Source organism: Gammaproteobacteria bacterium (genome assembly GCA_028817255.1).
GTDB classification, from domain to species: Bacteria; Pseudomonadota; Gammaproteobacteria; order Porifericomitales; family Porifericomitaceae; genus Porifericomes; species Porifericomes azotivorans.
In genome coordinates, this window is record JAPPQA010000198.1 from 1 (window position 1) to 18,427 (window position 18,427).

At 66.8% G+C, this 18,427-nt stretch carries 15 protein-coding genes, 1 tRNA gene and 1 pseudogene; 9 read left to right on the plus strand and 8 right to left on the minus strand.

The annotated features are described in order from the left end of the window. Nucleotides 1–369, minus strand: a 369-nt coding sequence (locus OXU43_07945; GenBank protein ID MDD9825086.1) for a DarT ssDNA thymidine ADP-ribosyltransferase family protein, incomplete at its 3' end; no start/stop codon positions are given. Between the two features lie 91 nt (nt 370–460). Next, nucleotides 461–751, minus strand: a pseudogene (locus OXU43_07950) (M23 family metallopeptidase). Between the two features lie 280 nt (nt 752–1,031). On the opposite strand from OXU43_07950, the gene OXU43_07955 reads away from it, so the two are divergent. Beyond that, entirely contained in the window at nt 1,032–1,898 is an 867-nt protein-coding gene (locus OXU43_07955) for a symmetrical bis(5'-nucleosyl)-tetraphosphatase (GenBank protein MDD9825087.1), read from the plus strand. Here OXU43_07955 and OXU43_07960 read toward each other — a convergent pair. The 3 genes from OXU43_07960 to lgt all read right to left on the minus strand — a co-directional run bounded on the left by OXU43_07960 (nt 1,804) and on the right by lgt (nt 4,063). Then, nucleotides 1,804–2,349 carry a dihydrofolate reductase gene (locus OXU43_07960; GenBank protein MDD9825088.1) on the minus strand — a complete coding sequence of 182 codons (546 nt, stop codon included), beginning with the start codon at nt 2,347–2,349 and terminating at the stop codon, nt 1,804–1,806. The two genes, OXU43_07955 and OXU43_07960, sit on opposite strands and share 95 nt — an antisense overlap. Nucleotides 2,350–2,462: 113 nt before the next feature. Beyond that, complete coding sequence (locus OXU43_07965; GenBank protein MDD9825089.1) at nt 2,463–3,254, minus strand: thymidylate synthase; 792 nt, start codon at nt 3,252–3,254, stop codon at nt 2,463–2,465. Further along, nucleotides 3,251–4,063, minus strand: a complete 813-nt coding sequence (gene lgt, locus OXU43_07970; GenBank protein MDD9825090.1) for a prolipoprotein diacylglyceryl transferase — start codon at nt 4,061–4,063, stop codon at nt 3,251–3,253. The genes OXU43_07965 and lgt overlap by 4 nt, the downstream gene beginning before the upstream one ends. A 72-nt stretch (nt 4,064–4,135) precedes the next feature. Between lgt and OXU43_07975 the strand changes: the two genes are divergently transcribed. The 5 genes from OXU43_07975 (at nt 4,136) to ruvA (ending at nt 10,132) form a co-directional block, all read left to right on the plus strand. Beyond that, on the plus strand, nt 4,136–6,238 hold the full coding sequence (locus OXU43_07975; protein MDD9825091.1) for a thioredoxin domain-containing protein: 2,103 nt from the start codon (nt 4,136–4,138) through the stop codon (nt 6,236–6,238). A gap of 93 nt (nt 6,239–6,331) precedes the next feature. Then, complete coding sequence (locus OXU43_07980) at nt 6,332–8,107, plus strand: phosphoenolpyruvate carboxykinase (GTP) (GenBank protein ID MDD9825092.1); 1,776 nt, start codon at nt 6,332–6,334, stop codon at nt 8,105–8,107. Between the two features lie 113 nt (nt 8,108–8,220). After that, nucleotides 8,221–8,967: a YebC/PmpR family DNA-binding transcriptional regulator gene (locus OXU43_07985; GenBank protein MDD9825093.1), complete on the plus strand. Its 747-nt coding sequence runs from the start codon at nt 8,221–8,223 to the stop codon at nt 8,965–8,967. A gap of 44 nt (nt 8,968–9,011) precedes the next feature. Continuing rightward, on the plus strand, nt 9,012–9,512 hold the full coding sequence (gene ruvC, locus OXU43_07990) for a crossover junction endodeoxyribonuclease RuvC (protein MDD9825094.1): 501 nt from the start codon (nt 9,012–9,014) through the stop codon (nt 9,510–9,512). Beyond that, complete coding sequence (gene ruvA / locus OXU43_07995; protein ID MDD9825095.1) at nt 9,509–10,132, plus strand: Holliday junction branch migration protein RuvA; 624 nt, start codon at nt 9,509–9,511, stop codon at nt 10,130–10,132. Before ruvC ends, ruvA begins: the two co-directional genes overlap by 4 nt. Here ruvA and ilvD read toward each other — a convergent pair. Then, nucleotides 10,119–11,798, minus strand: coding sequence for a dihydroxy-acid dehydratase (ilvD, locus tag OXU43_08000; protein MDD9825096.1), 1,680 nt, complete (start codon nt 11,796–11,798; stop codon nt 10,119–10,121). The two genes, ruvA and ilvD, sit on opposite strands and share 14 nt — an antisense overlap. 63 nt (nt 11,799–11,861) lie before the next feature. Between ilvD and argE the strand changes: the two genes are divergently transcribed. The 3 genes from argE to OXU43_08015 are packed head-to-tail and all read left to right on the plus strand — an operon-like array spanning nt 11,862 to nt 15,724. Further along, on the plus strand, nt 11,862–13,022 hold the full coding sequence (gene argE, locus OXU43_08005) for an acetylornithine deacetylase (GenBank protein MDD9825097.1): 1,161 nt from the start codon (nt 11,862–11,864) through the stop codon (nt 13,020–13,022). Then, entirely contained in the window at nt 13,010–14,374 is a 1,365-nt protein-coding gene (gene argA / locus OXU43_08010) for an amino-acid N-acetyltransferase (GenBank protein MDD9825098.1), read from the plus strand. The genes argE and argA overlap by 13 nt, the downstream gene beginning before the upstream one ends. A gap of 45 nt (nt 14,375–14,419) precedes the next feature. After that, nucleotides 14,420–15,724 (plus strand): adenylosuccinate synthase, encoded by a 1,305-nt coding sequence (locus tag OXU43_08015; GenBank protein ID MDD9825099.1) that lies wholly within the window; start codon nt 14,420–14,422, stop codon nt 15,722–15,724. Here the strand turns inward: OXU43_08015 and metE are convergent. Continuing rightward, nucleotides 15,666–18,008 carry a 5-methyltetrahydropteroyltriglutamate--homocysteine S-methyltransferase gene (gene metE / locus OXU43_08020; protein ID MDD9825100.1) on the minus strand — a complete coding sequence of 781 codons (2,343 nt, stop codon included), beginning with the start codon at nt 18,006–18,008 and terminating at the stop codon, nt 15,666–15,668. The genes OXU43_08015 and metE overlap by 59 nt on opposite strands. A gap of 132 nt (nt 18,009–18,140) precedes the next feature. Further along, a tRNA-Leu gene (locus tag OXU43_08025) sits at nt 18,141–18,224 on the minus strand. Between the last annotated feature and the right edge of the window lie 203 nt (nt 18,225–18,427).

The following is an 18,427-nucleotide window of genomic DNA, read 5'->3' on the forward strand; positions in this document are numbered from 1 at the left end:
CAAATAGAGCGCGGAACGCGCACATTGCAGAGCCTGACGGCTCGCCCCTTCCTGAATCGGATATTCCTGCAAAGGAGCGCGAAGCGCGCGCTTTCTATGCTGGATTCCTGCCTGCGCAGGAATAGCAGAATTGTGTGCTGCCGCTTTAATCAGAGTATCCACAATAAGATCTTGTCCCCCTCGGTAAAGCAAGTCTGGATCGTTTTTTTTGTGAATTACAAAACGCATGACCGGCCGGGGACAAAAGAAAAACGGTACGCAGTCTCCAACATGCATTTCATGATGGCTCGATAAAGGCAATTCGCGATGCTGAGGGATTGACCGTTCATTTTGTTCGGCATAATGCTTTTCTCCACAAACGAGCAACATTGCCGCCAATGTGCGCTGCCATAGCAAACGCAGGCTTACATATAGAGCAAAGCCCGCTCCATAGTAAAAACAACCACTGCTATGGCAACTATTACCGCGGCAACGACACGCCGCCGATACCGCCTTGCCTCGGCATCTCCCCCGCCACCAGCGCCGGGTCCAACCGCCTGCCGAGCAAATTCATGCGCCAGTCCAAATGGGCGCCGATGGCGCGGCCAGTGGCGCCGACTTCGGCGATGACTGCGCCTCGTTTCACGCCCTGGCCTTCGGTGACCCGGATGCTTTGCCAGCGGATGAAGGCGGAGGACAGGCCGTGGCCGTCGTGGTCGAGGGTCGGCGTGCCGCCGGAAAAGAATCTGTTCGGGTGCGCCAGCGTCACCACGGTGATATTGGGGAATATGCCCCCACGAATTCGGGCGGATACGAGACATCGGCATTCGATTATAGCAAAATGGCCGTACTGACCCGGAGCGCGCCGCGCCAGGGGCTTGGCAAAGGGGCTTGGCAATGGGCGCGCCCGCAAATGAACGTCTGCCGAAACAAGTGCCATATTGCCCGCAACACGGATACAGGGTCTGCCCGCCGTCCGCCGCCCGCGTAACTCGGGTACGCGGGCGGCTACGCGGCGCCGCGAAGGCGCGTGCCGGCTGCCCCTGAAAACGATGGCCACCTACGCGATCGGCGACGTACAGGGCTGCCACCGGGAGCTGCTCGCGCTGCTGGACCTCGTCAATTTCGACCCGCGCCGGGACCGGCTCTGGTTCGTAGGCGACCTGGTCAACCGCGGCCCCGATTCCCTGTCCACCTTGCGCTGGGTACGCTCCCTGGGAGATGTCGCGACGACGGTGCTGGGCAACCATGACTTGCACCTGCTGGCCTGTGCCGCCGGAGTGCGGCAACCCCGCGCCCCGGCCGACGACACGCTGGCGCCGGTACTGGCGGCGCCGGACCGTGACCGACTGCTGGATTGGCTGGCGCAACGGCCATTGCTGCACCATGACGCGGAGGCGGGCTACACGCTGCTGCACGCCGGCCTGCCGCCGCAGTGGGACCTGGACCTCGCCCGCGAATGCGCCGACGAAGCGGAGGGATTGCTGCGCGGCGCGGAACGCGCCTCGCTGCTGCGCCATATGCAGGGCGACCGGCCGCGGCGCTGGACGCACCGGCTGGCCGGTTGGGAACGGGCGCGTTTTATCCTCAACTGCTTGACGAGGATGCGCTACTGCGACGCCGACGGCTGTCTGGCGCTGAACGAGACGGGAACCCCGGGCACCCAGCCGCCGGCTTTGCTGCCCTGGTTCCAGGCGCCGCAACGGCGCAGCCGGGGGCTGCGAATCGTTTTCGGTCACTGGTCCACTCTGGGCCTGAATGGCCGCGATTACAGGGAGTGGGGCGTCTATCCGCTGGACGACGGCTGCGTCTGGGGCGGCAGCCTCACGGCCCTGCGCCTGGAGGACCGGCGCCGCTTCCAGGTGCCGTCGCAGACTCGCGCGGCCCTGTCCCCGGGCGGCAGCGTTCCAGCACGATAAAGCTGAGGGGGTAGGAGTTGCGCGCATCGGGGGGGCGCTCCCGCCGTTCCACCTCGCGCCACTCCGCTGGCGGCAGGGGCGGAAAACGCAAGCCGCCGCGGCAATGGGCCTGCACCTGCGTGAGATAGACCCGCCCGGCCAATGGCAGCGCCTGGCGGTACAGTTCGGCGCCGCCGCCGATCATGATTTCCACACCGGCCGCCGCCGCCCGCTCCAGGGCCTCGTCCAGAGAATGCGCGACCTCGCAACCGGGCGCGCAAAAGCGCGGGTCGCGGCTCAGCACAATGCTGCGCCTGCCGGGCAGAGGGCGACCGATGGATTCGTAGGTGCGGCGCCCCATCAGCAGGGGTTTGCCCATGGTAAGCGCGCGGAAGCGGCGCAGGTCGGCAGGCAGGTGCCAGGGCAGGCGCCCGTTTGCGCCGATCACGCCAGCGCGGTCCCGGGCGACGATGAGCGCGACCCGTTCCGCCCGCCGCCGGCCCGGGCGCCCTCCCCGACCGCCGGCAGGCCCCGTCTCCCCGCCGCCGGCTGGGGCGCCGCCGGCCCCGGAGCGCGCCGCCACCTTCAGACCGCTACCGGCGCCGGCAGGTGCGGATGCGCCCGGTAGCCGTGCAACTCGATGTCCTCGTAGCGAAAGGCCAACAGATCGCGCACCTCGGGGTTCAGCCGCAGCCGCGGCAACGGGTAGGGTTTGCGCTGCAGTTGTTGGTCGGCCTGTTGCAGATGGTTGAGGTAGAGGTGCACGTCTCCCAGGCTGCATACCAGTTCGCCGGGCGCCAGTCCCGTCGCTTGCGCGGTCATGGCCGTGAGCAGGGCGTAGGAGGCAATGTTGAAAGGCAGCCCCAGAAAGACGTCGGCGCTGCGCTGATACATCTGGCAGGACAGCCGGCCGTCAAGCACGGCGAACTGGAATAGCAAATGGCACGGCGGCAGGGCCATGGCTTCCAGTTCGCCCACATTCCAGGCGCTGATCAACAGCCGCCGCGAGCTGGGATCGTTGCGGATGCGCTCTACCGTCTGTGTCAACTGGTCCACGGTGCGGCCGTCGGCGCAACGCCAGGCGCGCCACTGGGCGCCGTAGATCGGCCCGAGCTCGCCTCGCTCGTCGGCCCATTCGTCCCAGATGCGAACCCCGTTTCGGTGCAGATAATCGGTATTGGTGCCGCCTTGCAGAAACCACAACAATTCATGGGCGATGGAGCGGAAATGCAGCTTCTTGGTAGTGAGCAGGGGAAAGCCCTCGTTCAGGTCGAAGCGCAGCTGCCAACCGAACAGCCGCAAGGAGCCGGTGCCCGTGCGATCCGGGCAGCGTACGCCCTGACGCACCCGCCGCAACAGATCCAGGTAGGCGTTCATGCCGCCCCCGCCCCGGAGGGCGCCCGCGGACGATATGCCGCCAGCAGCAAGGCGGCGCCGGCGACCGCCATCGGCGCGCTCAGCGCCTGCCCCATCGTCAACCAGCCCCAGGCCAGATAGCCGAGGTGCGCATCCGGCGCCCGCGCGAACTCCACCAGGAAGCGGCAACATCCGTAGCCGAGCAGGAACAGCCCGGAGACTGCCATCGGCGGCCGCGGCCGGCCCGCGTACCGCCATAACAAAACGAACAACACGAGGCCCTCCAGAACCGCCTCGTAGAGTTGCGACGGGTGACGCGCCACCGCGTCCACGTGCGGAAAGACCATGGCCCAGGGCAGCCCGGACGGAGTGCCCCACAATTCGCCGTTGGCGAAGTTCGCCAGCCGCCCCAACCCGAGCCCCACGGGCGCCGCCGGCGCCAGCAGGTCGCAGACCGCGAAAAAGCCCTTCCCGCGGCGGCGGCAAAACCAACCCGCCGCCAGCACCGCGCCCAGCAGTCCCCCGTGAAAGGACATGCCGCCCTCCCAAATGCGCAGGATGGCCAGCGGATCGTCGAGATAGGCGTCGGGATAATATACAATAGCCGAACCCAGGCGGCCGCCGCACAGGATGCCGATGGGGACATACAGGTACATCAGGTCGGAGAGTTCCGCCGCGGTCCAGTCGGACTGCAGCGAGAGCCGCCGGGTATGGCGACCGAGCAGCCAGCGGCCGGCCAGAATGCCTGCCAAGTAAGACAGGCCGTACCAGCGGACCGCCAATTCCCCCACCTGGAAGGCGACGGGATCGATGTCTGGATATTGCAACACGCGGCGCTACGCCGGCACGAGACTGCCCCCGCCCGCAAAGGCATTGCGGGGGGCGTTGGGGGCGTTGCGGCAGTGAGCGGCAACCGGCTGGCGCAGGAGATCAGCCTCTACCTGCGCCAACATGCGCGGCAACCGGTTGCCTGGCAACCCTGGGACGATGCAGCGCTGGAACAGGCGCGCCGCGAAGATCGCCCCATTATTCTCTCGGTCGGCTACTCCGCCTGCCACTGGTGTCATGTGATGGCTCACGAGTCCTTCGATGACGAGGAAACGGCCCGGATCATGAATGAGCACTTCGTCAACATCAAGGTGGACCGCGAGGAGCGCCCGGACCTGGATCGAATCTACCAGAGCGCCCACCTGCTGCTGACCGGCCGCCCCGGAGGCTGGCCCCTGACCATGTTCCTGCTCCCGCAAGAGCGGCAGGCATTCTTCGGCGGGACTTATTTCCCGCGGGAACCGGGCATGCACCTGCCAGGGTTCAAGGACGTGCTGCTGCGGGTGCTGCAATGTTACCGCGAGCAACGGCCGCAGGTGCAGACGCAGGCCCACTCCCTGAATACGCACCTCGGACGTTTTTTCGCCGACGCGCCGCCCGCGGCGCCGGGGCAGCTGGACCCGGCCCCCTTGCGGGCTGCCGCCGAGGCGCTGGCGGCGGCCAGCGACCCCCGCCACGGCGGTTTCGGAGGCGCGCCCAAGTTCCCGATGCAGCCCCAGCTTGCATTCCTGCTGCACGGCAGGTGGCTGGCGCCTGCCGGAGAAAACAAAGGGCCGCATGGCTTGGCGCTGGAGGGGGCGCTGCACACGCTGCGGCAGATGGCCCGGGGAGGCATCTACGACCACCTGGGGGGCGGCTTCTTCCGCTACGCCGTAGATGCGGCCTGGCAGATCCCGCACTTCGAGAAAATGCTCTACGACAACGCGCAACTGCTGTCCCTTTACAGCGAGGCATGGGAATGCCGGCGCGAAAACGGTTTCCGGGAAGTCGTCCGGGCCACCGCGGAGTGGCTCATGCGCGACATGCAAGACCCGGCGGGCGGCTGCTATTCCTCCCTGGACGCGGACGATCCGGAACGGGGCGAGGGCGCCTTCTACCTATGGCGGCGCGAGGAGGCGCAAGGGCTGCTGTCGGCCGCGGAATACGAACGATTTGCGGCTTGCTACGGCCTGGACCGGCCGCCGAACTTCGAGGGGGCATGGCACCTGTCCGTACACCGGGAACCGCGGGAATTGGCGGCAGCGGGCCGGGAACCGCCGACGGAGGACAAGATAAAGGCAATCGAGCGCGCGCTCGCGACCTGCCGCGCGAAGCTGTACGCCCACCGTCGCGGGCGTCCCAGCCATGCCCTGGACCGCAAGGTCCTGACGGCCTGGAACGGCATGGCGATCAAGGGCATGGCAACCAGCGCGCGCATATTCGAACAGCCGCCCTGGCAGGAGGCGGCAGAGCGCATGTTGCGCTACATTCGGCAGCGCCACTGGCGCGACGGCACGTTGCACCGGGAGTCCGGCGAGGAGGGTCCGGCACGCCTGAACGGATACCTGGAAGACTACGCGCTGCTTATCGAAGGCATCCTGGCCCTGCTGGAATGCCGCTGGCGCACGGCGACGCTGGAACTGGCGGCGTCCCTGGCCGACGCCATGCTGGAGCGATTCGAGGACCGCGAGCGCGGCGGCTTTTTCTTCACCTCCCACGACCACGAACAGCTGGTACAGCGGCCCAAGCCCTACGAGGACGAGGCGATACCGGCGGCCAACGGCGTCGCCGCCCGCGTCCTGCTCCGCCTGGGCTCCCTCCTGGGCGAACCGCGTTACCTGCAAGCGGCCGAACGCACCCTGACCGCTTGCTGGCCGCGGCTACGCGAGGCGCCGCAGGCGTACGGAACCCTGCTGCTGGCGCTGAACGAGCAGCTGCGCCCCGCGCCGCTGACGGTACTGCGCGGCCCGGAAGAAGAACTGCGCCGCTGGCAACGCGCCTGTCGCGGCCATACCCCGGGGCCGGTGTTTTGCATCCCGCCCGAGGCCGGCCCGCTGCCGGCGCCCATCGCCGGGAAGGCCGTTCCGGAGAGCGCCGGGGGGGTCGCCGCCTACCTGTGCGTGGGTCCGAGCTGCCGCGCCCCCCTGTTCCGCCTGCCCGAACTATTGACTGCCTTGGACAAAATCCGCGAAGAATGAGATAATCTTGAGGCTACGGGCACCGTCGCGTTTCATGGCCGGACTTACGGACATTGCGTAGGCTGGCGGGCGGGCCCGGGACACCGATCCGAAATACAACGCGAGGATAATACGGTTATGAGCACAAGCAACCAGGAATTGAAGGCGTGGGTAGAGGAAATCGCCCGCCAGTGTCAACCGGAGCGCATCCATTGGTGCGACGGCAGCGACGAGGAATACCAGTCTATGGTCAATTCAATGCTGCAAAACGGCACGTTGATCCAATTGAACCCGAAGACGCACCCGGAATGCTACCTGCATCGCTCCGACCCCACCGATGTCGCCCGTACGGAACACCTGACCTTCGTCTGCACCCCGGACAAGGAGGACGCCGGCCCCAATAACAATTGGAAAGACCCGGGCGAGGCCCATACCCTGATGAACGATTTATTCGCGGGTTGCATGAAGGGGCGCACCATGTACGTGGTCCCCTACTGCATGGGGCCCATCGCCTCCCCGCTGGCCCGTTGCGGCGTGGAGATCACGGACAGCCCCTACGTGGTGGCCAACCTGAAGCTGATGACCCGCATGGGCCGAGAGGCCTTGGCGCGCATCGAGCGCGGCGATCGCTTCGTCAAAGGGCAGCATTCCATCGGCGACCTGAGCCCGGAACGCCGCTACATCATGCATTTCCCGCAGGACCTGCTCATTCGCAGCATCGGCTCCGGCTACGGAGGCAACGCCCTGCTCAGCAAGAAATGCCATGCCTTGCGCATCGCCAGCTACCAGGCGCGCCAGGAGGGCTGGCTGGCCGAGCACATGCTGATCCTGGGGATCGAGAATCCGCGCGGCGAGACGCATTACGTCGCCGCCGCCTTTCCCTCCGCCTGCGGCAAGACGAACCTGGCCATGTTGCGCGCCCCCGCCTCGCACGAGGGCTACAAGATCTCCACCATCGGGGACGACATCTGCTGGCTGCAACCGGGGGAAGACGGGCGCCTGTGGGCCATCAATCCCGAGGCCGGCTTTTTCGGCGTAGTGCCCGGCACCAACGAAAAAACCAACTACAACGCCTACGCCATGCTGGACCGGCACGCCCTATTCGCCAACGTCGCGGTCACGGCAGACAACCAGCCGTGGTGGGAAGGCAAGAAAGACGGCCAGCCCACGGTCAACTGGCGGGGCGAACCGTACCAGGAAGGCAAAGACGGCCCGGCCGCCCACCCCAATTCGCGCTTTACCGTCTCCATGCGCCGTTGCCCCACTTACTCGCCCAAGGCGGAAGATCCGACGGGCGTGCCGATCTCGGCGATCATCTTCGGGGGGCGCCGCGCCACCTTGGCGCCGCTGGTGTACGAGGCCAAGGACTGGGCGCACGGGGTCATGGTAGGCGCATCGGTGGCATCCGAAACCACTGCCGCCCAGAGCGGGGCCGTGGGCGTGGTGCGCCGCGACCCGATGGCCATGAAACCGTTTTGCGGCTACCACTACGGAGATTACTGGACACACTGGCTCGGCTTCGGCGAACGTCTGGCGCGCCAGCCGCGTCTCTTCCACGTGAATTGGTTCCGCAAAGACGCGCAGGGGCGCTTTATCTGGCCGGGCTTTAGCGAAAACCTGCGCGTACTGGAGTGGATCATCGAGCGTTGCGAGGGGCGGGCGGAGGCCCTGGAAACGCCCATCGGCTACCTGCCCACGCCGCAATCGATCAATACCCAGGGGCTGGAGCTGGGGAAAGACGAGCTGCAAGCGCTGCTGTCCATAGACTCCGCCGAATGGCGCAAGGAGATGGAAGCGATCGGCGAATACTTTCAGGACTTCGAGCCCCGCCTGCCGCAAGGCTTGCGCCAAATCCAACAGAAGGTGCTTGCCGAGCTGTCGTCCGACTGAGCGGGGCGTGGGCCAAGGCGCAACCGGGCGTCTTGTCGCGGGGAGGAACGGGCGCCCCCTCGCATGGGTGTCGCAGGAGGCGGCCGAGGAACGCGGACCCGCGAGGCGCGGTCGTGGCCGGGCATAGCAAATGGGCCAACATCCAGCACCGCAAGGGGCGCCAGGACGCCCGCCGCAGCCGCCTGTTTTCGCGACTGATTCGGGAGATCTCCGTAGCCGCCCGCCAGGGCGGCCCCAACCCGGAAGGCAACCCCCGCCTGCGGGCGGCAATTGACGCGGCCAACTCCAACAATCTGCCCAAGGACTCCATCGAACGGGCCCTGAACCGGAGCGGCAACGGGGCGGAAAAAGCCCTGGAGGAAGATCGCTACGAAGGCTACGGTCCCGGCGGGGCGGCGGTGATCGTGGACTGCCTGACGAACAACCGCAACCGCGCGGTATCCGAGATCCGCTACGCCTTCAAGAAATGCGGCGGCACCCTGGGCACCGAAGGTTCGGTAAGCCACCTCTTCCGCCGCCTGGGCATCCTGCGCTATCCGCCGGGCACCGACGAGGAGGCGCTGTTCGAGGCGGCGGCCGAGGCGGGCGCGGAGGAAGTGAAGGCCGCCGCCGACGGCCTCATTGAAGTCTGGACATCTCCCGACTCCCTCTTCGAGGCGGCTGGCGTCCTGGAGGCCGCCGGCCACCGGCCACAATACAGCAGGGTCGAACTGCGCGCCCGGGAGACCGTCACGCTGGAGGGGGAACGGGCTGCCGCCGTGCGGCGCCTGCTGGACATGCTGGAAGAACTGGAAGACGTGCAACAAGTGCATTGCAACGCGTCCGTCTCCGGGGCGCACGCGAATGAGGATGTGGCCTGAGGCACGGAACTCCAGCCAGTGCGGAGGAAGCGGCGCAGCGGGAGATCGTACTGGGCATCGATCCGGGCCTGCGTACCACCGGCTACGGGGTGCTGGCAGTCCAGGGGCGGGAGTTGGCATTCCTGGCCAGCGGCGAAGTCTGCCCCCAGGGGCAGGACTTGGCAGTGCGCCTGGCGCGAATCTACTCGGCGCTTTCGGAGGTCATCGAACGCCACCGCCCCGATGCGGCGGCTATTGAAGAGGTCTTTGTCCACCGCAACATGAAGACTGCCCTCAAACTCGGCCAGGCCCGGGGCGCCGCGGTAACGGCTTGCGCCTGCGCCGGCCTGCCGGTCAGCGAATATACCGCCAGCGAAGTGAAGTTGAGTACGGTCGGTTCGGGCCGGGCCGACAAACAACAAGTGCAATACATGGTGCGGATGCTGCTGAAGCTGCGCGCGCCCGTAGGCAGCGATGCCTCGGACGCCCTGGCAGCGGCGATCTGCCATGCCCACCTCAGGCGGTCGCGGCTCCTGGGGGGCCGCGGCAGGGCGCGTGCGCGATGATCGGCAGGCTGCGCGGAATCCTGATCGAGAAGCGCCCGCCCCATCTGCTGCTGGAGTGCGGGGGACTGGCCTACGAACTGGAGGCGCCGATGACCACCTTCTATGCCCTGCCGCCGCCGGGGAACGAAACCGTGTTGCATACCCACCTGGCCGTGCGCGAGGACAGCCTGCGCCTATTCGGTTTCGCCCGCGAAGACCAACGGCGGATGTTCCGACACTTGTTGCGCGTCAACGGGGTGGGGACGCGGCTGGCCCTGGCGATCCTGTCCCGGATGGACACCGAAGAATTCCTCGCCTGCGTCCGCGGTTCAGACCTGGCGGGGCTGACCGTGCTGCCCGGCGTGGGGCGCAAGACCGCGGAGCGCCTGATCGTGGAACTGCGCGACCGGTTGCAGGACTGGCAACCGGAGGCGCCGCCCCGGGAGGGGGAGCGCGGCCGCCCTCTGGCCGACGCCGTCAGCGCGCTGGTGGCGCTGGGCTACGGCAACCGGGAGGCCAAACGTTGCGCCAGCGAGGTGGCCGCGGATGGCATGAGCAGCGAGGCGATCATCCGCGCCGCCCTGCAACGCCTGACCGACGCCGCCGCGCCCGCGTCCCGCGGCGGCCTCACTCGTCGGTGACGCAGCCCTCGGCGGCCGACTTGACGTTCTTAATGTATTTGTAAAGCGTCCCCCGCGTCGCTTTATAAGGCGGCCGGCGCCAGGCCGCGCGGCGGCGCCCGAGTTCCGCTTCGTCCAACCCGACTTGCAGGAGATTGTCCCGCGCGCTGATAGAGACCGGGTCGCCGTCCTGGAGCAAGGCGATGGGCCCCCCCTCCTGGGCCTCCGGCACGATATGGCCAACGATAAAACCGTGCGAACCTCCAGAGAAGCGCCCGTCCGTAATCAAGGCGACTTCCGCACCGAGTCCGGCGCCCATGAGCGCGGCGGTTGGGGTGAGCATCTCCGGCATCCCCGGCCCCCCTTTGGGCCCCTCGTAGCGAATCGCCACCACATCCCCCTTCGCGATGCGCCCCTGCTCCAGGGCGGCCAGCATCTCTTCTTCCGAGTCGAAAACCCGGGCCGGCCCGCGAAAACAGTCCCCCTCCTTGCCGGTGATCTTGGCGACCGCGCCGCCAGGGGCCAGATTGCCCCTCAAGATCTGGATATGCCCTGTGGGCTTGATCGGCCTCTCCATAGGCCGGACGATCTCCTGGCCCGCCTCCAGAGCCGGCGCCGCCTCGAGGTCCTCGCGCAGGGTGCGGCCCGTAACCGTGAGACAGTCGCCGTGCAGCAAACCGTTGCCCAACAACAACTTCAATACGGCCGGCGTACCCCCCGCCCGGTGCAAATCCTCCATGACGTAAACGCCGCTGGGCTTGAGGTCGCAGAGGCAGGGGACGCGGTCGCTGACGGCCTGGAAATCGTCCAGAGACAGCGGTATGCCGGCGGCGCGCGCCATCGCGATGAGATGCAGTACCGCATTGGTCGAGCCCCCCAGCACGGTAACCAGGACCATGGCATTCTCGAAAGATTCCCGGCTCAGGATATCTCGCGGCTTCCGATCAAGCTCCAGCAAGCGGTAGAGCGCCGCGCCCGCCCGCAGACATTCCTCCTCCTTGTCCGGATCGGTCGCCGGCGTCGAAGAACTGTAGGGCAAGCTCATGCCCAGGGCTTCGATGGCCGCCGCCATGGTATTGGCGGTGTACATGCCGCCGCAGGCGCCCGGCCCCGGACAGGCATTGCGCAGGATGCCGCGCCGGGCGTCATCGTCAATCCGGCCGGCGAGAAACTCCCCGTAACTCTGGAAGGCGGAAATCACGTCCACCTTGTCGCCGCGGTAACGCCCTGCCCGGATGGTGCCGCCGTAAACCATCAGCGCCGGGCGATCCACCCGGGCCATGGCCATGAGCACGCCCGGCATGTTCTTGTCGCAGCCCGGCAACGAGACGTTCGCGTCGTACCATTGGGCCTGCATGACCGTCTCCACGGAATCCGCGATCAGGTCGCGCGACTGCAGCGAGAAGCTCATGCCCTCGGTGCCCATGGAAATGCCGTCGCTGACGCCAACGGTATTGAAGCGCAGCCCCACCATCCCGGCCTTCTCCACCCCTTGCTTGACCTTCTCCGCCAGGCGCAACAGGTGCATATTGCAAGTATTGCCCTCGTACCATACGCTGGCGATGCCCACCTGCGGCTTCCGCAGATCGGAGTCGCTGAGACCGACCCCATACAACATGGCCTGCGAGGCGCCTTGCGAGCGCGGCAGCGTGATGCGGGAACTGTAACGATTCAGGCGGCGGCCCACGGCGGTCCTCCCTGTACGTGGCAATGGCGGATTCCTTTAGAATAACAGAATGGGAGCAATAAATTGACTGCCGCGGCCCTCAGGCCCGCCTATCGCGAATTGCTGGCGGAGATGATACGCCTGCCCTCGATCAGCAGTGCCGATCCCCGTTTCGACCAAGGCAACCGCGCCGTCGCCGAGCTGCTGGCGCAACGCCTCGAGGAAGCCGGGTTTGCGGTCGAGACGATGCCGCTGCCCTACCACCCGGACAAATGCAATGTACTTGCCCGGCGCGGCGAGGGCGAAGGAGGCCTGGTGCTGTCCGGCCACCTGGACACCGTGCCCTGCGACGAGGCGGCCTGGAGCCAGGATCCCTTCCGCCTAACCGAGCGCAACGGGAAACTCTACGGTTTGGGCGTCTGCGACATGAAAACATTCTTTCCCATCGTCTTCGAGGCCCTGGAGGAGCTGGACCTGGGGCGCCTGCAATGCCCCCTGTACGTCCTCGCCACCGCCGACGAGGAAAGTTGCATGGGCGGCATCCGGGCGCTGCAAAGCAGCGGCCGGCGCCTGGGTCGCTACGCCCTGATCGGAGAACCGACATCGCTGGTCCCGGCCTACGCGCACAAAGGCGTACTGATGGAGCGGTTGCGCCTGGTCGGGCGCAGCGCCCATGCCAGCCGGCCAGAACTCGGCTGCAGCGCCCTGGAGGGCATGCACACGCTGATCACGGCCCTGTTGCAATGGCGGCGCGAGCTGCAGGAGAGCTACCGGGACGAAGATTTCCACCAGCCCGTGCCCACCTTGAACCTGGGCAGCATCCATGGCGGCGACAACGCCAACCGGGTCTGCGGCGCCTGCGAACTGAGCATAGACATACGCCTGCTGCCCGGCATGTCCCCCGACGGTCTGCGCCGGGAGCTGGCGCAACGGGGGCGCCGCGCCATACAAGGCAGCGGCCTGTGCCTGAAGCAACAACCGCTGTTCGAGGGGCTGCCGGCCATGCGCACCCCGCCCACGGAGCCGATCATTCGCCTGGCGGAGGAACTCAGCGGCCACCCCTGCCGCTCGGTGTCCTTCGCCACCGAGGGCAGCTTCCTGAACGCCATGGGGACGAGCAGCGTGATCCTGGGACCCGGCGACATTGCCCAGGCCCACAGCGCCGACGAATACCTGTGCGCCGACCGAATCCCCGCTATGGTTCGGATCGTCAGGGGCATGGTGCAACGTCTGTGCCTGCAGTAAACACCGCGAGCGCCGGGAGAGATGCCGGGAGAGATGCCGGGCCGGCGGAATTCGTGCGCTGGTTTCGCGCCGCCGCGCCCTATATCCGCGGCCACCGCGGGAGCTGCTTCGTCGTGTACCTGGACGGCGTCCCCTCCGGCTCGAAGACCGTGGCATCCGTGGCCCAGGACCTCGCGTTGCTGCATAGCCTGGGGATCGGCCTGGCGCTACTCTACGGCACGCGCCCCCGGATTGACGAATTGCTGCAAGCGCGCGGTCTGCAGCCGCGCTATTGCGAAGGGCTGCGCGTAACCGACGAGCAGGCCCTGGAATGCGCCAAGCAGGCGGCGCTGGCCATGCGCATGGAATTGGAATCGCTGCTGTCCATGGGGGTGCCGAACACGCCGATGGCCGGCACTCCCATCCGCACCGGCTCGGGGAACTTCCTGCACGCCCTGCCGATGGGGGTGCTGGGAGGCGTAGATTGCCACTACACGGGCAAGGTACGCCGTGTGGATGCGGACGCGATTCGAATGCAGTTGCAGGGCGACGCCGTGGTGACGATCCCGCCGCTGGGGTATTCGGCTACCGGCGAGGTATTCAATGTCAGCGCCGCCGAAGCGGCCCTGCAAGTCGCCGGCGCCCTGCGCGCGCGGAAGCTGATCTTCCTGGTGTCCGGCGGCCTTGCCGACGCCGAGGGACGTCCATGGCGGGAACTCTCCGTCGAGGAAGGCCGCCGCATGCTGGCCCGGGCCGATATGCCCGCACCCGCGGCCCGCTGGCTTGGACTGGGCATTCGGGCCTGCGAGGCCGGCGTGCAACGGGCGCATGTGCTCGACCAGGATCGGGAAGGCGCGCTACTGGCCGAACTGTTCAGCCGGGACGGCATCGGGGCGATGATCAGCGCCGAACGGTTCGACGAAATACGCCAGGCCGGACGCGAAGACCTGGGGGGCATACTGGAACTCGTGCTGCCGCTGGCGCAGGAAGGCGCACTGTTGCCGCGGCCCCGCGGGCGCCTCGAATCGCGGCTGGACGACTTCATCGTCCTGATGCGCGACAGGGTGGTAATCGGCTGCGCCGCCCTGCGGCTCTATGATGGCGCAGAGGCCGCCGCCGAGATCGAATGCCTTGCGGTGCGCCCCGAATACCGGGGTCAGGGCCGGGGCGAAACCTTGTACCGGGCGCTGGAACGCCGGGCGCGGCAGGCGAATGCCAGAGATCTGTTCGCGCTCACCACCCGGACCGCGCACTGGTTCCTGGAGCGCGGTTTCGCCGAAGTGGCGCCCGAGCGGCTACCGCCCTCCCGTCGCCAGGAGTACAATCGCGGTCGCAACTCCAAGGTGTTGCACAAACACCTCAACAACTCCTGAGCAAGACGCTGGCGCCTGGCAAGCGGCAGGGACGGTAACAACGATATGGCAGGGAAAAGCGTCATTGTCGTCGGCACCCAGTGGGGAGACGAGGGCAAAGGCAAGGTCGTGGACCTGTTGACGGACCGGGCGGACGCCGTGGTCCGCTTCCAGGGAGGGCACAATGCCGGCCATACCGTGGTGATCGGCGGCCGCCGCACCGTGCTGCACCTGATCCCCTCCGGCATCCTGCGCGAGCAAGCGCTCTGTCTGATCGGCAACGGCGTGGTGCTGAGTCCCCAGGCCCTGCTGGAAGAGATCGCCTCTCTGGAGGAGCATGGCGTCGAAGCCCGGTCCCGGCTGCGGATCAGCGCCGGCTGCACCCTGATCCTGCCTTACCACATGGCTCTGGACCGGGCCCGCGAACGCAAACGCGGCAACTCGGCCATCGGCACCACCGGACGCGGCATCGGTCCGGCATACGAAGACAAGGCGGCGCGGCGCGCCCTGCGCGTGGCCGACCTCTTCGACCCCGGCGGCGGCTTGGCCGCCAAGCTGGAGGCTGTCCTGGACTACCATAACTTCGCCCTGCAGGGCTATTACGGCGAGCCGCCGCTGAACCGGGAGGCCATCCTGGAACAACTGCTGGAACAGAGCGGCCAACTGCAGCCCATGGTCGCCGATGTCGCCGCCGAACTGCACCGCCTGCAGGACGCGGGCGCCGACCTCCTGTTCGAGGGCGCACAAGGGACCCTGCTGGATATCGATCACGGCACCTATCCCTTCGTCACTTCTTCCAACACCACCGCCGGCGGCGCGGCGACCGGCAGCGGCGTCGGCCTGCAAAGCTTCGACCACGTACTGGGGATCACCAAGGCATATACCACGCGCGTCGGCTCCGGCCCGTTCCCCACCGAGCTGTTCGGCAAACAAGGCGAGCGGCTGGCCCGCCGCGGCAGCGAGTTCGGCGCCACGACCGGACGCCGCCGCCGCTGCGGGTGGTTCGACCTCGCATCATTGCGGCGCTCCTGCCGAATCAACGGCCTTTCCAGCCTGTGCATCACCAAGCTGGACGTGCTGGACGGCCTGGAGACAATCCGGGTCTGCACGGATTACCGCTACGGCGGCGAGACGCATGCCGCACTACCCTTTACCGCCGACAATATCGAAGAATGCCAGCCGGTTTACCGCGAACTGCCGGGCTGGCCGGATTCTACGCTGGGGATTACGGAGTGGGCTGCGCTACCCGACGGGGCGCAGGCCTACCTGCGGCACATTGAGGACAGCGTCGGCATCCCCATAGACATCGTTTCTACGGGGCCGGATCGGGAGGAGACGATCCTGCTTCGCCATCCTTTCGATCCTGACTGAGGCCCCGCAGACGAACGGCCGCCTGCACCATGTTCGCCAGCGCGGCGCGGGTCTCCGGCCAGGCGCGGGTTTTCAGGCCGCAGTCGGGATTCACCCATAGCCGTTGCGGCGGGATCCGCCGGACGGCCTCCTGCAACAGCGCCAGGAACTCTTCCCGGGCGGGCACCCGCGGAGAATGGATATCGTAGATCCCGGGGCCGATCTCGTTGGGGTAATCGAAATCGCGGAACACCTCCAGCAATTCCATGTCGGAGCGCGCTGTCTCTATAGTGATCACGTCGGCATCCAGGCGCGCGATCGACTCGATGATGTCGTTGAACTCGCTGTAGCACATGTGCGTGTGGATCTGCGTACTGTCCTGGACGCCGCTGGAGGCCAGACGAAAGCACTGCACCGCCCAATCCAGGTAGCCTTGCCACTGGGCGCGCCGCAGCGGCAGCCCCTCGCGGAACGCGGGCTCGTCAATCTGGATGATGCCGACCCCCGCTCGTTCCAGATCCTGCACCTCATCGCGCAGGGCCAGGGCAATCTGCCGGCAGATCTCGCTGCATTCCAGGTCGTCGCGGGCAAAGGACCAACGAAGGATCGTGGCGGGGCCGGTCAACATCCCTTTCACCGGCTTGTCGGTGCAGCCCTGGGCATGGCGGATCCAAGCCACCGTTATCGGCTTGGGACGGTAAACGTCTCCATAGACGATCGGCGGCTTGACGCAACGCGAACCGTAGCTCTGAACCCAACCGTGCGCGGAAAAGGCGAAGCCGGCCAGCGCCTCTCCGAAGTACTCCACCATGTCGTTGCGCTCGGGCTCGCCATGCACCAGCACATCCAGGCCCAATTCTTCCTGTAGCGCCATGTTGCGGGAGATCTCCCCGCGCATCCGGTCCTGGTATTCCGCCTCGCCGATCTCCCCGTCCCGGTGGCGGCGGCGCGCCACGCGTATCTCCGCCGTCTGCGGGAAGGAACCGATGGTAGTGGTGGGGAACGGCGGCAACCGCAGACGCTCGCGCTGCAACCGCGAGCGTACGGAAAAAGGAGACTGGCGCTGGGCCATGCCGTCATGGACAGCCGCCGCGCGCTCCCGGACTTCCGGGCGGCGAGTGCGCCCCGAATCCCTGCGGGCCGCGAGGGCCGCGGCGCTCTCCTCCAGGGCCCGGCGCATATCGGCGGCGTCCCCATCGCCGTTCAGGCACCGCGTCAGCGATGCGACCTCGCGCACCTTCTGCACCGCAAAGGCGAGCCAACTCTTCAATTCCGGCTCCATCCCGGTCTCCCGTTCCAGGTCCACCGGCACGTGCATCAGCGAACAACTGGGCGCAAGCCACAGGCGATCCCCCAACTGCCGGTGCAGATCGTCCAGTTCGCGCAGGACGGCCCGCAGATCGCAACGCCAGATATTGCGGCCGTCCACCACGCCCAGGGAAAGCGTCCGTTCCGAACCCAGGCCCGCCAGCACTTCCGGCAGGGGGTCTCGGCCCCGCACCCGGTCCAGGTGCAAACCGTGCACCGGGAGGTCCAGGGCCAGGGCCAGGTTATCCTCCAAGCCGCCAAAATAGGTGGCGAGCAACAACTTCGTCCCACAGCCGGAGAGCGCCTCGTAGGCCGTGCGAAAAGCGCGCCGCCAAGGCTCCGGCAGGTCCAGAATCAGGATGGGTTCGTCCACCTGCACCGTGCCAATGCCAGTGGCGGCGAGCCGCTCCAAGATACTGGCATATACCGGCAACAGAGCCGGCAGCAGGGACAGCCGGTCGAATCCCGAGTCCGGCCCCTTCCCCAGCCAAAGGTAGGTAAGCGGGCCGATCAGCGCGGCTTTGACCTCGCCGGCCTCGCCGCAGGTATCGCGGGCCGCCTCCACCTCGGCGAACAACCCCAGGTGGGACAGACGGAACCCCTGTCCCGGCTCGAATTCGGGGACAATGTAGTGGTAATTGGTGTCGAACCACTTGGTCATCTCGCAGGCGCGCGCATCTTCGCCGGTGGGCGCGCGACCGCGAGCCATGCGAAAGTACGTATCTATATTCTCCGCCGCACCGGCACGAAACCGCTCCGGCACCGCCCCCAGCATGAAACTGTGATTGAGCACCTGGTCGTACCAGGCGAAGTCGCCGGCGGTAATCAGAGACAAGCCGGCCTCGCGTTGCAACTGCCAGTGCCGCCGGCGCAGCTCCTGACCCCCTTGCAGCAATTGTCGGCGGTCGCATGCGCCCTGCCAGTAGGACTCCGTCAGACGCTTTAATTCCCGATCGGCCCCGATCCTCGGAAACCCCAGATTATGCGCGATTGCCATATTTCCCCCTATTTTGCCAATTGCCGGCGGACCGCTCGCAAGGATAACGTCCATGGGCCTGCCCGCCCTCCCGGCGCTCGTTCATTAGCACTCCCGATGCCAACGCATGTATGATCGGTGGTCGGCAAATAGTGCCGAGGAGAGGACTTGAACCTCCACGGGGTCGCCCCCACTAGCACCTGAAGCTAGCGCGTCTACCGATTCCGCCACCTCGGCTATACGGGAGACAATCCGCACGACGCGCGCATTGCCGATGTTCGAGGAGTCCGCAAGGAGATGGAAAATTAACGGGACTATCCCATGATGTCAACATGTGCCCGGTCATCACAAGCCGTTACGCAACCGAAGGGAAGAAAAGCGGCTCTTACGCACCACTCCCCCCTTGAGGGGGAGTCGGCAAGACGAGGGCGCAAGCCCGA